This window comes from Kitasatospora sp. NPDC101157, assembly GCF_044768255.1.
Lineage (GTDB): Bacteria > Actinomycetota > Actinomycetes > Streptomycetales > Streptomycetaceae > Kitasatospora.
Window position 1 is genome coordinate 99,895 of the sequence record NZ_JBIWPL010000008.1, and the last position, 17,043, is coordinate 116,937.

Below are 17,043 nucleotides of genomic sequence, written 5' to 3' on the forward strand. Positions count from 1 at the left end.
CCAGCTCCCGCGCCGGTTCCCGGCCACTGCGGCTGGGCGATACTGACGCGGTGACGGACGAGGAAGCCCTGGTGGCGGTGGAGCGCGAGGTCGGACTGATGTTCCGGCGGGGGCGCGCGAGAGTGGCCGAACTCTCACGCCGGGTGCACCCCGAACTGGAGGGCGCGGCGTACAGCATGCTCGGCTACATCGAGCAGGCCGGGCGGGTGCGGGTGACGGACGTCGGGGTGCACTTCGCGGTCGGCAAGGGCACGGTGAGCCGGCAGATCCGCGCGCTGGAGGAGCTCGGCCTGGTCGCCCGGGAGCCGGATCCGCTGGACCGCCGGGCGGCGCTGGTCTCGCTGACCGAGGACGGGCGGCGGCGCTTCGAGTCCGCCCGGGACGTCCGGATGCGGCGGGTGCGCGAGGTGATGGGCGGCTGGTCGCGGGAGGACGTGGACCGCTTCGCCGAGCTGCTGCACCGCTTCAACGAGGTGCTGGGGGAGCCGCCCGCGGAATGAGGCGAGGGCCCGGCCCGTTTTGCTGGAGCGCAAAGACAGTTGCCTTAGTCAACCATCGGTCGTATGGTTGCTTAAGGCAACAAAGTTTCATGCCCGCGTGTCCCCGCACACCGCACCCGCGCACCGCACCCGCCCCGCACTCCGCCCGCTCCGCCGAAGGACCCAGATGACCGCGACCACCGAGGCCCCGACCGGCGCCGCAGCCGCCGTCGACGACCGACCGATGACCCACCGGCAGGTGATGGAGGCACTGTCCGGCCTGCTGCTCGGCCTGTTCGTGGCCGTGCTCTCCTCGACCGTCGTCTCCAACGCCCTGCCGCACATCCTCACCGACCTGCACGGCGGCCAGTCCGCCTACACCTGGGTGATCACCGCGGCGCTGCTGACGCTGACGGCCTCCACCCCGATCTGGGGCAAGCTCTCCGACCTGGCCAGCAAGAAGCTGCTGCTCCAGATCGCCCTGCTGATCTACATCGCCACCTCCGCGCTGGCCGGCCTGTCGCAGAACACCGGTGAGCTGATCGCCTGCCGCGCGCTGCAGGGCATCGGCGCCGGCGGTGTCGTCGCGCTCGGCCAGATCTGCCTGGCCGCGATGGTCCCGCCGCGCGAGCGCGGCCGGTACAGCGGCTACTTCGGCGCGGTCTTCGCCCTCGCCACCATCGGCGGACCGCTGATCGGCGGCGTCATCGTGGACACCTCCTGGCTCGGCTGGCGCTGGTGCTTCTACGTCGGCATCCCGTTCGCGCTGGCCGCGATCCTGGTGGTGCAGCGCACCCTCAAGCTGCCGGTGGTCAAGCGCCCGGTGAAGATCGACTACCTGGGCGCGCTGGTCATCACCGCCGCCGTCAGCCTGCTGATGATCTGGATCACGCTGGCCGGCACCGACTACGCCTGGCTGTCCTGGCAGACCGCCGTGATGGTCGGCGGCGGCCTGCTGCTGGCCGCGCTGGCCGTCGTGGTCGAGCGTCGCGCCGCCGAGCCGGTCATCCCGCCGTCGCTGTTCAAGCACCGGACCGTCACCCTGGCCGCGATCGCCAGCGTGCTGGTCGGCGTCGGGATGTACGGCGCCACCACCTTCCTCAGCCAGTACTTCCAACTGGCCAAGGACAAGTCCCCGACGATGGCAGGTCTGATGACCCTGCCGATGATCATCGGCCTGGCGCTCTCCTCCGCGGTGGCCGGCCGACTGATCACCAAGTACGGCAGGTGGAAGGCCTACCTCGTCGCCGGCACCGCGCTGCTCGCGATCGGCTTCGGCCTGCTCGGCACCGCCCGGGTCGACACCAACTACGGGCTGCTCTCGGTCTACATGGCGATCACCGGCATCGGCCTCGGCCTGACCAGCCAGAACCTGGTGCTCGCGGTGCAGAACACGGTGCCCCGGCACGAGCTCGGCGCGGCCAGCTCCGTCGTCACCTTCTTCCGCACCATGGGCGGCGCGATGGGCGTCTCCGCGCTCGGCGCGCTGATGACCAACAAGGTCGGCCACTACCTGGCCGAGAACCTGGCCGCGGCGCACATCCCGGCCGGGCACGCGGCGGCCGGCGGCGGCATCCCGGACCTGGCGAAGCTGCCCGCCCCGATCCTGCCGCTGGTCACGGACGCCTTCGGCCACGGCGTCGGCACGGTCTTCCTGTGGGCCGCGCCCTTCGCGGCACTGGCCTTCGTCACGGTGCTGTTCATCCGGGAGACCGCGCTGAGGACGAGCCAGCAGGGCTGACCGGACGCGGGGGCATGCGGAACGGGCCGGGGAGTGTCGAACACTCCCCGGCCCGTCGCGTTCGTTCGGGCAGGTCCTACGGCGCGGCGATCAGCACCAGGCCGTAGGCCACCGCGGCGGCGCAGAGCGCGAAGCAGACGTACGCGCCGGCCAGCAGGGCCGGACGGCCGCCGGAGGCCTGCCCGCCGTCCGCCTCGCGGGCGCCGAGCGCGGCCTCGCGGCGGGACAGCGCCAGGATGCCGAGCGCGAAGACGGCGACCACGGCGACGGTGACGCCGAAGCTGATGCCGGCGGTCTGGGCCAGGGCGTTCCACTTGATGTGCATGGTGAGTGTGCTCCTCGGCCTGCGGGGCTCAGGCCGCGACCGTGGTCGAGGCGGGGGTGGGGACGGCGGTTGCCGGGACGGCCGTGGCCAGTTCGACTGGGGTGACCTCGGCGATGTCGTTCACGTTGTCCGCGCCGACCCGCTCGCGGCGGGAGAGCATCCACATCGCGGCCGAACCGGCCACCAGCGCGGCGCCGACCAGCGCGACGCCCCAGGTGCCCTGGCGGGCCAGTACGGCGGCCCCGCCGGAGACCAGGCCGGCGGCCGGCAGGGTCAGGCCCCAGGTGTAGACCATGCGGCGGACCAGGCTCCAGCGCAGCTCCGGCTTCGGGCCGCCGAGGCCGGCGCCCATGATGCCGCCGGTGCAGACCTGGGTGGTGGAGAGGCCGAAGCCCATGTGGGAGGAGGTCAGGATGACGGTCGAGACGGCCGACTCGGAGGCGAAGCCCTGCAGCGGCTTGATGTCCGCCAGGCCCTTGCCCATCGAGCGGATGATCCGCCAGCCGCCCATGTAGGTGCCGAGCGCGATCGCGGCGCCCGCCGAGACGATCACCCAGGTGGGGGGCAGCGCACCGTGCGGCAGGGCGCCGACCGAGACCAGGGTCAGGGTGATGATGCCCATGGTCTTCTGGGCGTCGTTGGTGCCGTGGGCGAGCGAGATCAGCGAGGAGGAGAAGATCTGGCCGGTCTTGAAGCCCTTGTCGGTGGCCGCCGAGGAACCCTTGCGGGTGATCGCGTAGGCCAGCTTGGTGGCGCCCCAGGAAGCCAGGCCGGCGACGAAGGGGGAAGCGACCGCGGGGATGATGATCTTGGTGATCACGGTGTCGAAGTTGACGCCGTTCATGCCGACGCCGACGATCGTGGCGCCGATCAGGCCGCCGTACAGGGCGTGCGACGAACTGGACGGCAGGCCGCGCAGCCAGGTCAGCAGGTTCCAGAGGATCGCGCCGGCCAGTGCGGCGAAGATGATCTCGGGGTGGACGCCGGCCTTCTCGTTGACGATGCCGCCGGAGATGGTGGTGGCGACCTTCACGGACAGGAACGCGCCCGCGAAGTTGAGCAGGGCCGCGATGGTGACCGCGACCTTCGGACGAAGGGCCCCGGTCGCGATCGCGGTGGCGGACGCGTTGGCGGTGTCGTGGAACCCGTTGGTGAAGTCGAAGGCGAGCGCCGTGATGATCACAACGGCCACCAGGAACGAGATGTGTTCCATACCCAAACAATCGTCGTAGTTGTCGCACGGACGTTGGTGTCGTCGCGACCGTAGGTCCGTTGGGTAAACGGAAGGTGAACTGAGCCGGGAATCGTGGTTCCGACGGTGTCCCGTGGGTGGCTCGAAGCTTTCCCGGGGGTGTCCCGGGCCGTGCTGGGCCGGAGATCGGGCGGGTGTGTCCCCGTTCGCCCCCCTTTGGTGAGAGCTGTCTCACAGATCGACAGATCAAGGGAGAATTAACCTCCTGGTCCGCGTGCGCTCTGTTTCCGGCGAGTAACCCGTGGGAGGATCTGCGGGATCGTTCCCGGGAGGCCCGGGACGGCGCCACCGGGGCAGGGCAAGGGCGGGGAGGACCATCGCATGGGCGGGGCTGCACAGCGCACGGAGACGTCGGGCGTACGGCCCTGGGTGCGGGCGGCCCTGAGGTGCGGAGCCGTTCTCGCGGCCGCCGCACTCGCCCTCCCCCTGGCCACCCAGGCCGCCTACGCCGCGCCCGACCCCGGCGCCGGGGTCGCCGTCCCGCCCGGATCCGACCCGCTGGCCGCCGCCAAGGCCACCCTCGGCCCGCTCCTCGACCAGCTCCACGGGCTGTACCAGAGCGCCGAGGCCGCCACCGAGCAGTACAACGGCGCGGTCGCCAAGGTCACCGAGCAGCAGGCCGCGCTCACCGACCTCCAGGGCAGGCTCGACCGGCAGCAGAAGCAGGTCGACGCCGGGACGGACATCGCCTCCCAGCTCGCCGCCGCCCAGTACCGCAACGGCGCCGCCTCCGCCTACGCCGAACTGCTGCTCTCCAAGGACCCGTACGAGGCCGTCACCATCGCCGAGCTGCTCCAGGCGGCCAGCCGCTCCCAGTCCGAGTTCCTGGACCGGCTCAAGGCCGACCGGGAGGCGCTCGACGGACTGAAGAAGCAGACCGAGGAAGCCCTCAAGACCTCGCAGGCGCTGGTCGTCCAGCAGGACGCCGCGAAGGCCAAGGTCGCCGCCGACCTCGCCTCGGTCGAGCAGCTGGTCTCCTCGCTCACCGGCGCGCAGCGGACCGAGCTCGAACAGCTGGAGAAGGCCAAGGCCGACGAGGCCCAGCTCGCCTTCCTCGCCTCCGGCGCTCTCGGCAAGGGCGAGCGCACTCCCTCGCTGGCCGGCCGCGCCGCCGTCGCCTTCGCGCTCGCCCAGCTCGGCAAGCCGTACCTGTGGGGCGGCACCGGGCCCGATTCCTACGACTGCTCCGGCCTCACCTCGCAGGCCTGGCTGCACGCCGGGAAGCCCATCCCGCGCACCAGCCAGGAGCAGTGGGCCCAGCTGCCGCACGTCCCGCTGAACCAGCTGCGGCCCGGCGACCTGGTCGTCTACTTCCAGGACGCCTCGCACGTCGCGATGTACATCGGCGGCGGGCTGATCGTCCAGGCCCCGCGGCCCGGCGCCTTCATCAAGGTGTCGCCGATCGGCTCGATGGCGATCCTCGGGGCCGTCCGGCCCGACCCGGACGGCTCGGCGGACGACGCGGGCGGCGCCTGGAAGGTGCCGGACCTGCCCAAGGGCTGGGACTCCGTCACCCCGATCACCCCGAGCCGGCCCCCGGCGCCGCCGGCGGGCCAGCAGCCCACCGGCAGCCCGAGCGCCCCGAGCACCCCGGGGACGCCGAGCGGCACGCCTTCCGGCACCGGCACGCCGAGCAACCCGGGCACGCCGTCCGGCACCGGCACCCCGTCCGGCAGCGGCACGCCGACGGACAAGCCCACCGGCACGCCGACCCAGGCTCCGACGAACACCCCGACGAACACGCCGACGAACACGCCGACCCAGGCCCAGACCGGCACGCCGACGGGCACCGGAACCCCGAGCACCACCGGCTCGTCCGGCGCCGCCGCGCCCGGCAGCCCCACGGCGACGCTGCCGCTCGGCGGTCTGCTGCACTGACCCGGCACGAGGAGGCCGCCCCGCGTCGGCCGACGCGGGGCGGCCTCCGTGCCGTCCGGGAAGCGGTCAGCCGGCCGGGGCCGAGTCGGGCTCGAAGCGGATGACCACGGCCTTGGAGGTGGGCGTGTTGCTGATGTCGGCGGTGGAGTCGAGGGGGACCAGGACGTTGGTCTCCGGGTAGTACGCCGCCGCGCCGCCGCGGGCGACGGGGTAGTGGACGATCCGGAAGTGCGGGGCGCGGCGTTCGGTGCCGTCCGTCCACTCGCTGACCAGGTCGACGTAGCGCCCCTCGGGGAGGTCCAGTTCGGCGGCGTCGGCCGGGTTGACCAGCACCACGCGGCGGCCGCCCTTGATGCCGCGGTAGCGGTCGTCGAGACCGTAGATCGTGGTGTTGTACTGGTCGTGGGAGCGCAGGGTCTGCAGCAGCAGGCGGCCCGGCGGGACCTCGGGGGCGGTGAGCTCGTTGACCGTGAAGTTGGCCAGGCCGGTGGCGGTGGGGAAGGTGCGGGAGTCGCGGGGGCCGTGCGGGAGGGTGAAGCCGCCGGGGCGGCGGACCTTCTCGTTGTAGTCCTCGAAACCGGGCACGACCCGGGCGATCCGGTCCCGCAGGGTGTCGTAGTCGCGCGCGAAGTCCTCCCACGGCACGGTGTCCTGCGGGCCGAGGACGGCGCGGGCGAGGCGGCAGACGATCGCGGTCTCGGAGAGCAGGCCGGGCGCGGGCGGGCGCAGGCCGCCGCGGGAGGCGTGGACCTGGCCCATCGAGTCCTCGACGCTGACGAACTGGGCGCCGGAGGGGGTGACGTCCCGGTCGGTGCGGCCGAGGGTGGGCAGGATCAGGGCGCGGGCGCCGGTGACCACGTGCGAGCGGTTGAGCTTGGTGGAGACGTGGACGGTCAGCCGGCAGCGCCGCATCGCGGCCTCGGTGACGTCGGTGTCCGGGGTGGCCGCGACGAAGTTGCCGCCCATCGCGAAGAACACCCGGACCCTGCCGTCGCGCATCGCACGGATGGTGTCCACCGCGTCGTGGCCGTGCTCGCGCGGCGGCTCGAAGCCGAACTCCTTGCCCAGCGCGTCGAGGAAGGCCGTCGACGGCCGCTCGAAGATGCCCATGGTGCGGTCGCCCTGGACGTTGCTGTGCCCGCGCACCGGGCAGACCCCGGCACCGGGGCGGCCGACGTTGCCGCGCAGCAGCAGGAAGTTGACCACCTCGCGGATGGTCGGCACGGAGTGCTTGTGCTGGGTGAGGCCCATCGCCCAGCAGACGATGATCTTCTCGGAGGAGAGCACCAGACGGCCGAGCTCCTCGATCTGCTCCCAGGGCAGGCCGGTCGCGGCGAGCACGTCCGCCCGCTCGGTCCTGCGGGCCTGCGCCTCGAACTCCTCGAAGCCGTGGCAGTGTTCGGCGACGAAGGCGTGGTCGACGCCGCCCTCCTCCAGGATGATCCGGTTGAGCGCGCGGAACAGGGCGAGGTCCCCGCCGAGGCGGATCTGCAGGAAGAGGTCGGTCAGCTTGGTGCCCTGGCCGACCAGTCCGCGGGCGTTCTGCGGGTTCTTGAACCGCTCCAGGCCGGCCTCCGGCAGCGGGTTCACACTGACGACGGTGGCGCCGGCCCGCTTGGCGCGCTCCAGCGCGGAGAGCATCCGGGGGTGGTTGGTGCCCGGGTTCTGGCCGGCCACGATGATCAGGTCGGCCTGGTAGAGGTCCTTGAGGCTGACGCTGCCCTTGCCCACGCCGAGGGTCTCGGTGAGCGCCGAACCGGACGACTCGTGGCACATGTTGGAGCAGTCCGGCAGGTTGTTGGTGCCGAGCCGGCGGGCGAACAGCTGGTACGCGAACGCGGCCTCGTTGCTGGTACGGCCGGAGGTGTAGAAGGCGGCGCCGTCCGGGGTGTCCAGGGCCCGCAGCTCCTCGGCGATCAGCGCGAAGGCATCGTCCCAGGAGACCGGGGTGTAGTGGGTGGCGCCCTCGTCGAGCAGCATCGGCTGGGTGAGCCGGCCCTGCTGGCCCAGCCAGTAGCCGGAGCGCTCGGCCAGGTCGGCGACCGGGTGGGCGGCGAAGAACTCGGCCCGGATCCGGCGCTCGGTGGCCTCCTCGGCGACGGCCTTGGCGCCGTTCTCGCAGAACTCGGCGGTGTGGGTCTTCTCCGGCTCGGGCCAGGCGCAGCCGGGGCAGTCGAAGCCGTCCGGCTGGTTGACCTTGAGCAGGGTGGCGAGGGTGCGGCGGGCGCCCATCTGCTCGGCGGCCATCCGCAGGCTGTGGCCGACGGCGGGCAGGCCGGCGGCCGCGTGCTGGGGCGCGGAGACCTCGGGGGCGTCCTGCGCCGGGTCGCTCTGCGGGGCCTGCTTGGCCATGACTGCGCTCCTCGGGCGTTGCTGGTGCGGGCCGCCGCACCTTTGCGGGGCCGTCCGCCCATCCTTCCACCTGGGCCGTCGCGGGGGCAGGGCCGTCGGTAGAGTCTGGCGTCACAACGGGAGGGGGAGGGGCGCGTGCGAGTCGGTGACGTCCTGGACGGCCGGTACGAGTTGCAGGAGAAGCTCGGACAGGGCGGGTTCGGGGTGGTCTGGCGGGCCCAGGACACCCGGATGCGGCGACCGGTCGCGGTCAAGGTGATCGGGCACCACGGCGGTGACCACGCGAAGGCGGCGCTGCGCTTCGTCCGGGAGGCCTGCGCGGCCGGGAACCTGTCCCACCCGCACATCGTCACCGTGCACGACCTCGGGCAGAGCGAGGCCGCCGGCCAGGAGGTCACCTTCCTGGTGATGGAACTGCTCACCGGCCGCACCCTGACCGAGGTGCTGCGGGCCGGACTGCCCGATCCCGCGCTCAGCCTGCGCTGGGGGCGGCAGATCTGCGGGGCCCTGGCGGCGGCGCACGACGCGGGCATGGTGCACCGGGACATCAAGCCGGACAACGTGATGATCACCGACGCCGGACAGCTGAAGGTGCTGGACTTCGGCATCGCCCAACTGGACACCGGCGTCGGCGGGTTGACCACCGCCGGCACGATCGTCGGCAGCCCCGCCTACATGGCGCCGGAGCGGTGGACCGGCGGCCGGGTGGACGGGCGGGCCGACCTGTACGCGCTGGGCTGCGTGCTGGTCGAACTCTTCACCGGAGCACGGCCGTTCGGCGGGGACTCGACGCCGGTGCTGATGTACCAGCACCTCAACGAGCCGCCCCCGGCGCTGGACCCGGCGCAGTTCGGGCTGCCGCCGCAGGTGGCCGGGCTGGTCGCGGAACTGCTGGCGAAGGACCCGCAGGAGCGGCCGGCGGACGCCCGTACGGTCGAGCGGCGGCTCGCGGAGCTGGCCGCTGCGCCGGGCGCGGTGCCGGTGGCGGCGGTGGGTCCGGTGGGTCCGGTGGAGGCCGTGCCGTCGGTGCCGGTGGTGCCGGCGGTGCCGGTGGCGCCGCCTCCCGTGCCTCCCGCGCCTCCTGCCCTCCCGGTGCCTCCCTCGGCGCCGCCGGCCGCGCCCACGCTCCCGCCGGTGCTGCCCCCGTTGACCACCCCGCCGGTGCTGGCCGCCGCGCCGTCCGAGGACGCGGTACGGGCCGGGCTGCGCGAGCGCCGGTCGGCCGCGTACCGGGCAACGACGGCGGGAGAATCGGCGATCCTGCTGCAGGCGGTCGCCCAGGAGTGCGTCACCGTGCTCGGAGCGACCGACCGGGACACCCTGTGCACCTGGCGGGACCTCGCCTGGTACCTCAGCCGGGCCGGGAACCTGGACGGCGCGATCGGGCTGCTGTCCACCCTCCTGGACGACATGCGCCCGGCGCTCGGCCCGACCGACCCGGACACCCTGGGCGCCCGCTACCACCTGGTGTGGTGCATCGGCGAGAGCGGCTCGGCCGTCACCGCGATCCGGCTGCTGAACGAGCTGCTGCCGGACCTGCACGCCGTCTGGGGCCCGCAGGACGGCCGGGTGCTGAAGGCGAGGCACGACCTCGCCGTCCACCAGGCCAACCGGGGCGACCTCCAGGGCGCGGTGGTGCAGCTGCACGGGTTGCTGCCCGACCTCGCCCGGACGCTCGGCGAGCACCACCCGAGCACCGTGCAGGCCTGGCGGGACCTGGTCGGCTACCAGCAGCGGCTGGCCCGGGCCGGCCGCAACGGCGGAGCGGGCCGCCGCCGGCCGCCGAGGATCAGCCGAATGGAACTGCTGGTGCTGGTCCGGCGGTTGCGGGTGTGGGACTTCGCCACCGACCGGGAGGCCCAGGCCTGCGTCGAGGCGCTGGAGCGGGGCCTCGGCCTCAAGGGCGTCGCCGACGTGGTCTTCGAGGCGCCGGACCACGTCTCGGACGAGGACCTGGTGGAGGAGATCTTCGGCCCCTGAGCGGCACGTTCTAAGGTCGGTGGGTACACAGCCGACGGGGGAGGGGTGGGCACGTGCGAGTCGGTGACGTCCTCGACGACCGGTACGAGCTCCAGGAGAAGCTGGGGCAGGGCGGGTTCGGGGTGGTGTGGCGGGCCTGGGACACCCGGGTGGGGCGGCCGGTGGCGGTCAAGGTCATCCGGCACGAGGACGGCGACCAGGCGAAGGCCGCGATGAGGTTCGCCCGGGAGGCGTCAGCGGCGGGCAACCTGTCGCACCCGTACATCGTCACCGTGCACGACCTCGGCCACCGCGAGTCCGAGGACCAGCGGCTCACCTACCTGGTGATGGAGCTGCTCACCGGCCGCACTTTGGCCCAGGTGATCCGGGAGGGCCGGCCGCGGCCGCGGCAGGGCCTGCGCTGGGCGCGGCAGGTCTGCGAGGCGCTGGCGGCGGCGCACGACGCGGGCATGGTGCACCGGGACATCAAGCCGGACAACGTGATGATCACCGAGGGCGGCGTGGCGAAGGTGCTGGACTTCGGCATCGCCCAACTGGACCTCGGTGCAAGCGGGTTGACCACCACCGGCGCGGTCGTCGGCAGCCCGCCGTACCTGGCGCCGGAGCGCTGGACCGGCGGCCGGGTGGACGGCCGGGCCGACCTCTACGCGCTGGGCTGCGTACTGGTCGAACTCTTCACCGCCAAGCGGCCGTTCAACGGCGACTCGGCGCCGGTGCTGATGTACCAGCACCTCAACGAGCCGCCCCCCGCGGTGGACCCGGTGAAGTACGGGCTGCCGCCCGGACTGCCCGGGCTGCTCGCCGAGCTGCTGGCGAAGGACCCGCGGGACCGGCCGGCCGACGCCCGGGCGGTCGCGCAGCGGCTCGCGGACCTGGCGGAGGGGCGGGACGCGCCTCCTGCGGCGACCGCGGCCGACCGGGCCGCTCCGGGACCGGCCGTGGTGGACGGGCCCGCGCCCGCCCGGCCCGCGCCCGCCCGGCCCGTCCGCCCGGCGCCCGGCCGGCGGAGTGCGCCGGTCCGGCAGCCGAAGCTCCGGCCGGTGGGCAGACCCGCGCTGATGTACCCCGAGCCCCGGCAACCCGGGAGCCCCGCCGGACCGCCCGCGCCGGTCGAGGACGCGGCGGCCGTGCGGGACCGGCTGCGGAGGACCGTACGGGCCGTGGAGGCCGAGCGGCCCGCGACGGCGGTGCACCGGCTCCAGCCCGTGGTTGAGGCGGCCGTACGGTCGCTCGGCGGGGCAGACCCGGAGGTCGTCGCCGCCCGGCGGGAACTCGCCGGGTACCTCGGCCGGGACGGCCGGTCCGCGCAGGCCGTCGAGCTGCTGGAGGAGCAGCTGGCGGACCTGGTACCGGTCCTCGGGGAACTCGATCCCCGGGTGCTGGAGGTCCGGTACGACCTGACCGGGCTGGTCCGCAGGAGCGGCCAGACGGCCACCGCGGTCCGCCTGCTGGCCGCACTCCTGCCCGCGCTGCGGAGCACCTGGGGCCCGCGCGGCCCGCTCGTCCTCCAGGCCGGGGCCGACCTCGCGGCGTGCCGTGCCGAGCGGGGCGCCTTCCCGGCCGCCGTGGCGCAGTTGGACGAGCTGCTGCCCCAGCTCGTCGAGGTCTACGGCCCGGCCGACCGGCGCTGCATGCGGGCGCGGGCCGACCTGGCGGAGTACCGCAAGCGGGCCCGGTTCCGCCGTGCGCCGAACCGGGCCGTCCGCGCCTGGCGGGTGCGGATCGACCGGGACCGGGCGCTGCGGCTGGTCCGGTTGATCCGGTCCGTCGGGGAGTCGGCCCCGGAGCTCGGCCGCGAGCTGGAGCGCGGGACGGGCGTCAAGGGCCTCGCGGAGCGGGTGCTCGCGGCGCCGTCCTTCGTCTCGGACGAGGACCTGCTGGTGGATGTCTTCGGGCCGTGAGGCTCCGGGCGCGGGCCTCACCCCACCAGTGCCGCTGCCGGGAGCGCCGCGAGGGCCCGGAGCAGAGCCCGGGCGGCGGCGTCGTTCTGGCGGAAGGCCGGGGCGTTGGTGCGGGGACGGGCGAAGGCGGCGGCCGAGCGCAGGCTGGTGTGCGGGCCGAGCGCGGTGCGGCGCGGGTGGGGGGCGCCGCCGAGGCCCGGGTCGATCAGCCGGCTGTCGGCGGGGTCGATGGTGACCAGGCCGGAGCGATGGGTGTGCTCCGGGTCGCTCACCACCTCCTCCACCACCCGTCCGGCGCGGTGCAGTTCGCCCAGCACCGGGTCGAGGGTGCGGGCCAGCGCGTGCTTGGGCAGGTAGGCCTCGACCAGCGCGGTGGCGGTCACGGTGTGGCCGGGCACGGTGGTGCCGGAGGCCCGCCAGGTGCCGGTGGTCTCGTCCCGCTCGACCCGTACGCCCGCGCCGAGGAAGCGCACGACCCCGGCCTCGGAGAGCGCGAGGAGCTGGCGCAGCCGGAAGCCGGGCGGGCCGGAGGCGAGGAAGCTGAAGTAGCCGAAGAACCACTCGTCGACCTCCTCGGCGACCGAGCGGGCGGTGAGCCGGCCGGCCGCGACCAGCCGGGGGAGCTGGCCGAACAGCGAGAGCAGGGCGAGGAAGGCGCCCAGGTCGGCGCTGTGGGCCGGGTCGGCGCGGCGGTCGGCGTCGGCGGTGACGTACGCGCGCAGGTGGGCCTGGAGCTCTTCGGCGGATCCGAGTTCGAGCCCGGCCAGCGGGTGGTCCAGCCGCTCGAAGTCGATCCGGTCGGCCGGGTCGGGCACGGCCTCGGCGACCAGGGCGGCGAGTTCGGCGGAGTACCAGCCGTGCCGGTCGTAGCGGGCCAGGAACTCCGGCCAGGGCAGCGCGGTGCGTTCGGGATGGGCGTGGAACAGCTCGTGGTAGTGCCCGAAGGCGATCTCCTTGGCCATCAACGGCCACGCGTCGCGCCGGAGTTCGAGCGGCCTGCCGGTGGCCAGCAGGGCGTCCACGGCGGCCGCGTCGAAGTAGCGGGGGAGCGGGGCGGGCGGCCCCTGGAGCCGGTAGTCGGTCTTGGAGTGGTACGGGACGCCGCGCCGGGAGCCGAGGTGCAGCACCGGTTCGCGGCCGGACGGGCGGTAGCGCAGGGCGGGCCCGTCCCCGGTGGGCTCGAAGCGGCCGCCGCGCCCCTCGGTGAGCATCGCGATCAGGTCGACCGCGGCCAGGCCGAGGCCGCGCAGCACCACCTGCTCGCCGGGGGCGAGCCGCTCCAACTCGGCCTCGACGTCGGCGGAGTAGGCGGGCGGGAGGTGGAAGCGGCCGTGCCGGGCGGCGAACGCGGCGTCGGCCGCGTGCCGAGGGTGCGGGGCGGAGTCGAGGTGGCCGAGGGTGAGGACGACGTGGTCGGCGGGGAGCTCGGTGTCGCCGAGGTGCACGGTCTGCGGGCCGTCGGCCGGTCCGTCGATCCGCCGCACGGTGTCCCGGTGGACGGTGACCGAGACGTGCTCCGGCAGGTCGGCGACGGCGCGGCGGAACGCCCAGTCCAGGTAGGCGCTCTGGGCGCGCCGGGTGGGGAAGTCGGTGGGGGCCAGGTCGCGGAGCTCGGCCCGTACGGCCGGGTCGGCGACCTCCCGGTAGGGCGGGAACTCCCTCTGGTTCCGGGCCCATTCGGCCAGGGAGGGGCCGGGTCGGACCGGTCCGTCGATGGTGGCGAGCTCGTCGGTGAACATGGTGACGTCCTCGGCCATCGAGTTCATCCGCAGCAGCGGGGACTGGTCGTGGCGCCAGATCCGGCCCCCGCCGGGCGGGTGGGGGTCGACCAGGTGGATCTCCAGCGGCCGGTCGGCGGGCAGCAGTTCGGCGGCGTTGGCGGCGATCCGCTCCAGCAGTCCGGTGCCGCGCGGGCCGGCGCCGACGATCACGAGCGTCCTCATGCCCGCACCACCTTGACCAGGGCCGCCCGGGCGCGCTGCAGCGGGGTGGGCGGCAGACCGTCCCGGGTGGCGCCCTTGGCGAAGTGGCGCTCGACGTAGTACTGGCCGACGGACAGCACGGTGGTGACCACCAGGTACCAGAGGGTGGCGACCATCAGCATCGGGATGACCTGGTAGGACTGCAGGTAGACCAGCTGCACCGAGTAGAGCAGGTCGGAGACGGCCAGCACGCTGACGATGCTGGTGCCCTTGAGCGCGCCGATCAGCATGTTCCCGGCGGTCGGCACGATCGCGCGCATCGCCTGCGGCACCACGATCCGGCGCAGCACCCGCCACCGGCCGAGCCCGAGCGCGGCGGCCGCCTCCAGCTGCCCGCGGTCGACGGAGAGGATGCCGCCGCGGATCACCTCGGCGGCGTACGCGGTCTCCAGCAGGGTGAGCCCGATGACGGCGGTCAGGGTGGGGCCGATCAGGTTGACGGTCCTCACCGTGACGAACTCGGGACCGAAGGGGATGCCGAGGCCGAGGGTCGGGTAGAGCGCGCCGATGTTGAAGAAGAAGAGCAGCTGCACCAGCGGCGGGGTGGAACGGAAGATCCAGATGTAGCCCCAGGCGATCGTGCGCAGCACGGGGTTGGCGGACAGCCGCATGGTGGCGAGGACGGTGCCGAACACGAAGCCGAGGGCGAGGGTGGCGGCCGTCAGCCACAGGGTCAGGCTCAGGCCGTCGAGGACGGACCGGGCGGTGAACCAGTCGGCGACCACGCCCCACTGGAAGGCCTTGTTGCGGATCACCGAGCTGACCGCCATCGCGGCCAGCAGCAGGGCGACGGCCGCGGCGACCCACTGGCCGGGCTTTCGGCGGGCGACGATCCGGGCTTCGGGGGCCGGGGCCGGCGGTGGGGCCTTGCTGGGGGAGGGGGCGGGCAGGACGTCCTGCGGGGTGGCCATGGCGGCGGCTCCTGGGCGGAGTGCGGGCGGGGGGAGAGGTACGGGGGTGATCACGTACGGGCCCTCGGGCGCCGGCCCGCGTCCCTCAACACGGCCGGTGCGATGCACTGCACTCCGCGTCGATCGTACGCATGCGCGATCGACGGCTGTCAAGGGCGATCGGGACCGTCAGGGCGCTTCGGAAAAGCGACAGGAGATCGCAACAGTGCGGCAATGATGGGTGGTTGACGTACCGCTCGGCCGACTGCTCAACTTGAGGCCATGTACGCCGAGCAGCCCCTGGTCACCCGCGACCACATCGACTTCGGTCGGGTGTGGTCCGCGGCGTGTCGCGGCTGACCCGACAGCGGGCCGCCCGTCCGGCCTGACCTCCCGGCGGGGAGTCCTCCCTCGGTGCGCCCCCGCCCGCATCGCCCTGACGATGCGTCAGTTCCCCGCTGTCGCCGATGACTTCGCACTGCGCTCCGGCAGTTCCCTCCCTCGTTTCCCGCACCGCCCCCTGCCCTGCGGCCCGCCCGCCGCCGAGGCCGCCTCCGGCCTGCCCGCCGGACCCAGCCCACCCCGAAAGGTTCCGCCATGCCCGTCGAATTCCTCGGCATCGCCGCCACCGCCGACGGTTCGGAGACCCACCCGCGCACCACCGCCGCCTTCGACCGCGACTACACCCTGCGGCTGGCCCGGGCGCACGAGGACCACGGCTGGGACCGGGTGCTCTTCGCGTACGGCTCCGGCGCCCCGGAGCCCGCCGCCGCGGCGGCCTTCCTCGCCTCGCACCTCGACAAGCTGCAGATCCTGCTCGCGCACCGGCCGAACGTCTCCTACCCGACCTTCGCCGCCAAGACCTTCGCGACCCTCGACCGGATCAGCGACGGCCGGCTGACCGTCCACTTCATCACCGGCGGCACCGACCACGAGCAGCAGCGCGAGGGTGACTTCCTCACCAAGGACCAGCGCTACGAGCGTACCCGCGAGTACATCGGCATCGTGAAGAAGGCCTGGACCAGCCGGGAGCCCTTCGACCACGAGGGGGCGCACTACCGCTTCAACGACTTCGTCTCCGACGTCTTCCCCGTCCAGCAGCCGCGTCCGGCGGTCTCCTTCGGCGGCTCCTCGGACGCCGCCTACGCGGCCGGCGGCGCCGAGGCCGACATCTACTGCCTGTGGGGCGAGCCGCTGGCCCGCACCGCCGAGCAGATCGAGCGGGTGAAGGAGGCGGCGCGGGCCGCCGGACGGACCGACGTGCCGCGCATCCAGGTGGCGTTCCGGCCGATCATCGCGCCGACCGAGGAGCTGGCCTGGGAGAAGGCCCACCGCACGGTGGCCACCATCCGGTCCCGCCGGGAGAGCGGGGCGCTCGCACCCCGGCGCCGCCCGGTGACGTCCACCCCTGGGGCTGCGGGACCTGAAAACGTCGGCTCCCAGCGGCTCATCGAGATCGCCGAGGCCGGCGAGCGCTACGACCGCGCGCTGTGGACCCCGACCGCCGCGGCCACCGGCGGGGCGGGCAACTCCAACGCGCTGGTCGGCACCCCGGAGACGGTCGCCCAGGCGCTGCTGGACTACTACGACCTCGGCGTGGACATCCTCTCCGCGCGCGGCTACGACCTGCTGGGCGACGCGATCGACTTCGGTCGCTACGTCATCCCGATCGTCCGCGAGGAGGTCGCCAAGCGGGACGCCGCCAAGGCGGCCGAGCGGGCGGAACAGGACCGCCACCAGCTGATCGCGGTCCAGGCGTGAGGGACGGACGGCCGGGGGAGTTCCGCCGGGTCGCCCTGGACGACCCGCTGGTCGAACCGCTGCTGCGCGAACTCACCCACGAGTACGTCAGCCGCTACGGCCCCGGCGGCCACCAGGAGATGACCCGCTACCCGGCCGAGGCCTTCGCCGAGCCGCACGGCGTGCTGCTCCTCCTGCTGGAGGACGGCGAACCGGTGGCCGGCGGCGCCTACATGCGCCACGACGCGCGCACCGCCGAGGTGAAGCGGATGTGGACGCACTCCGCGCACCGCCGCCGAGGCCTGGCCCGCCGGGTGCTGGCCGAGCTGGAGCGCTCCGCCGCGGCCGCCGGCTACCGCCGGATCTTCCTCACCACCGGCCCCCGCCAGCCCGAGGCCAAGGGCCTCTACCTGGCCGCCGGCTACACCCCGCTGTTCGACGTCACCGCCGATCCGCTGACCATCGGCCCGCTCCCCTTCGAGAAGCCGCTGCCGGTTCTGGCTCCGACCCACTGAAAGGCCCC

General features: G+C 73.8%; 12 protein-coding genes. 7 read left to right on the forward strand and 5 right to left on the reverse strand.

Annotated features, from left to right (window positions below; genetic code table 11):
• Window positions 1-50 precede the first annotated feature (50 nt).
• Both ACIRVF_RS19200 and ACIRVF_RS19205 read left to right on the forward strand, forming a co-directional pair.
• Entirely contained in the window at window positions 51-500 is a 450-nt protein-coding gene (locus ACIRVF_RS19200) for a MarR family winged helix-turn-helix transcriptional regulator (RefSeq protein ID WP_402818747.1), read from the forward strand.
• Between the two features lie 166 nt (window positions 501-666).
• Window positions 667-2,220, forward strand: a complete 1,554-nt coding sequence (locus tag ACIRVF_RS19205) for an MDR family MFS transporter (protein WP_402818749.1) — start codon at window positions 667-669, stop codon at window positions 2,218-2,220.
• Between the two features lie 76 nt (window positions 2,221-2,296).
• Here ACIRVF_RS19205 and ACIRVF_RS19210 read toward each other — a convergent pair whose 3' ends face one another.
• Together ACIRVF_RS19210 and ACIRVF_RS19215 are read right to left on the reverse strand one after the other, a co-directional pair.
• Window positions 2,297-2,545 (reverse strand): hypothetical protein, encoded by a 249-nt coding sequence (locus ACIRVF_RS19210; protein ID WP_402818752.1) that lies wholly within the window; start codon window positions 2,543-2,545, stop codon window positions 2,297-2,299.
• A 28-nt stretch (window positions 2,546-2,573) separates the two neighbouring features.
• Window positions 2,574-3,758, reverse strand: a complete 1,185-nt coding sequence (locus ACIRVF_RS19215) for an anion permease (RefSeq protein ID WP_402818755.1) — start codon at window positions 3,756-3,758, stop codon at window positions 2,574-2,576.
• A gap of 360 nt (window positions 3,759-4,118) precedes the next feature.
• On the opposite strand from ACIRVF_RS19215, the gene ACIRVF_RS19220 reads away from it, so the two are divergent.
• Entirely contained in the window at window positions 4,119-5,675 is a 1,557-nt protein-coding gene (locus ACIRVF_RS19220) for an NlpC/P60 family protein (protein ID WP_402818758.1), read from the forward strand.
• 66 nt (window positions 5,676-5,741) lie between these two features.
• Here the strand turns inward: ACIRVF_RS19220 and ACIRVF_RS19225 are convergent, their stop codons facing one another.
• Window positions 5,742-8,027 carry an FdhF/YdeP family oxidoreductase gene (locus tag ACIRVF_RS19225; protein WP_402818761.1) on the reverse strand — a complete coding sequence of 762 codons (2,286 nt, stop codon included), beginning with the start codon at window positions 8,025-8,027 and terminating at the stop codon, window positions 5,742-5,744.
• A 135-nt stretch (window positions 8,028-8,162) separates the two neighbouring features.
• Here ACIRVF_RS19225 and ACIRVF_RS19230 point away from each other — a divergent pair, with 135 nt between their 5' ends.
• Both ACIRVF_RS19230 and ACIRVF_RS19235 read left to right on the forward strand, forming a co-directional pair.
• Window positions 8,163-10,007: a protein kinase gene (locus tag ACIRVF_RS19230; RefSeq protein WP_402818764.1), complete on the forward strand. Its 1,845-nt coding sequence runs from the start codon at window positions 8,163-8,165 to the stop codon at window positions 10,005-10,007.
• Between the two features lie 53 nt (window positions 10,008-10,060).
• On the forward strand, window positions 10,061-11,908 hold the full coding sequence (locus tag ACIRVF_RS19235) for a protein kinase (protein WP_402818767.1): 1,848 nt from the start codon (window positions 10,061-10,063) through the stop codon (window positions 11,906-11,908).
• A gap of 17 nt (window positions 11,909-11,925) precedes the next feature.
• Here ACIRVF_RS19235 and ACIRVF_RS19240 read toward each other — a convergent pair whose 3' ends face one another.
• Both ACIRVF_RS19240 and ACIRVF_RS19245 read right to left on the reverse strand, forming a co-directional pair.
• A complete protein-coding gene (locus ACIRVF_RS19240) occupies window positions 11,926-13,851 on the reverse strand; it encodes an FAD/NAD(P)-binding protein (RefSeq protein WP_402818770.1) in 1,926 nt (641 codons plus the stop codon).
• A complete protein-coding gene (locus ACIRVF_RS19245) occupies window positions 13,848-14,801 on the reverse strand; it encodes an amino acid ABC transporter permease (RefSeq protein ID WP_402818773.1) in 954 nt (317 codons plus the stop codon). The genes ACIRVF_RS19240 and ACIRVF_RS19245 overlap by 4 nt, the downstream gene beginning before the upstream one ends.
• A 576-nt stretch (window positions 14,802-15,377) precedes the next feature.
• Between ACIRVF_RS19245 and ACIRVF_RS19250 the strand changes: the two genes are divergently transcribed.
• Together ACIRVF_RS19250 and ACIRVF_RS19255 are read left to right on the forward strand one after the other, a co-directional pair.
• Window positions 15,378-16,541: an LLM class flavin-dependent oxidoreductase gene (locus ACIRVF_RS19250; RefSeq protein WP_402818776.1), complete on the forward strand. Its 1,164-nt coding sequence runs from the start codon at window positions 15,378-15,380 to the stop codon at window positions 16,539-16,541.
• On the forward strand, window positions 16,538-17,035 hold the full coding sequence (locus tag ACIRVF_RS19255; RefSeq protein WP_402818779.1) for a GNAT family N-acetyltransferase: 498 nt from the start codon (window positions 16,538-16,540) through the stop codon (window positions 17,033-17,035). Before ACIRVF_RS19250 ends, ACIRVF_RS19255 begins: the two co-directional genes overlap by 4 nt.
• Window positions 17,036-17,043 lie beyond the last annotated feature (8 nt).

Bases quoted from the DNA above. Each gene is read 5' to 3' on its own strand.
- ACIRVF_RS19250 (WP_402818776.1), top strand. From the start codon at position 15,378: ATGCCCGTCGAATTCCTCGGCATCGCCGCCACCGCCGACGGTTCGGAG.
- ACIRVF_RS19220 (WP_402818758.1), top strand. From the start codon at position 4,119: ATGGGCGGGGCTGCACAGCGCACGGAGACGTCGGGCGTACGGCCCTGG.
- ACIRVF_RS19240 (WP_402818770.1), bottom strand. From the start codon at position 13,851: ATGAGGACGCTCGTGATCGTCGGCGCCGGCCCGCGCGGCACCGGACTG.
- ACIRVF_RS19225 (WP_402818761.1), bottom strand. From the start codon at position 8,027: ATGGCCAAGCAGGCCCCGCAGAGCGACCCGGCGCAGGACGCCCCCGAG.
- ACIRVF_RS19205 (WP_402818749.1), top strand. From the start codon at position 667: ATGACCGCGACCACCGAGGCCCCGACCGGCGCCGCAGCCGCCGTCGAC.
- ACIRVF_RS19210 (WP_402818752.1), bottom strand. From the start codon at position 2,545: ATGCACATCAAGTGGAACGCCCTGGCCCAGACCGCCGGCATCAGCTTC.
- ACIRVF_RS19215 (WP_402818755.1), bottom strand. From the start codon at position 3,758: ATGGAACACATCTCGTTCCTGGTGGCCGTTGTGATCATCACGGCGCTC.
- ACIRVF_RS19245 (WP_402818773.1), bottom strand. From the start codon at position 14,801: ATGGCCACCCCGCAGGACGTCCTGCCCGCCCCCTCCCCCAGCAAGGCC.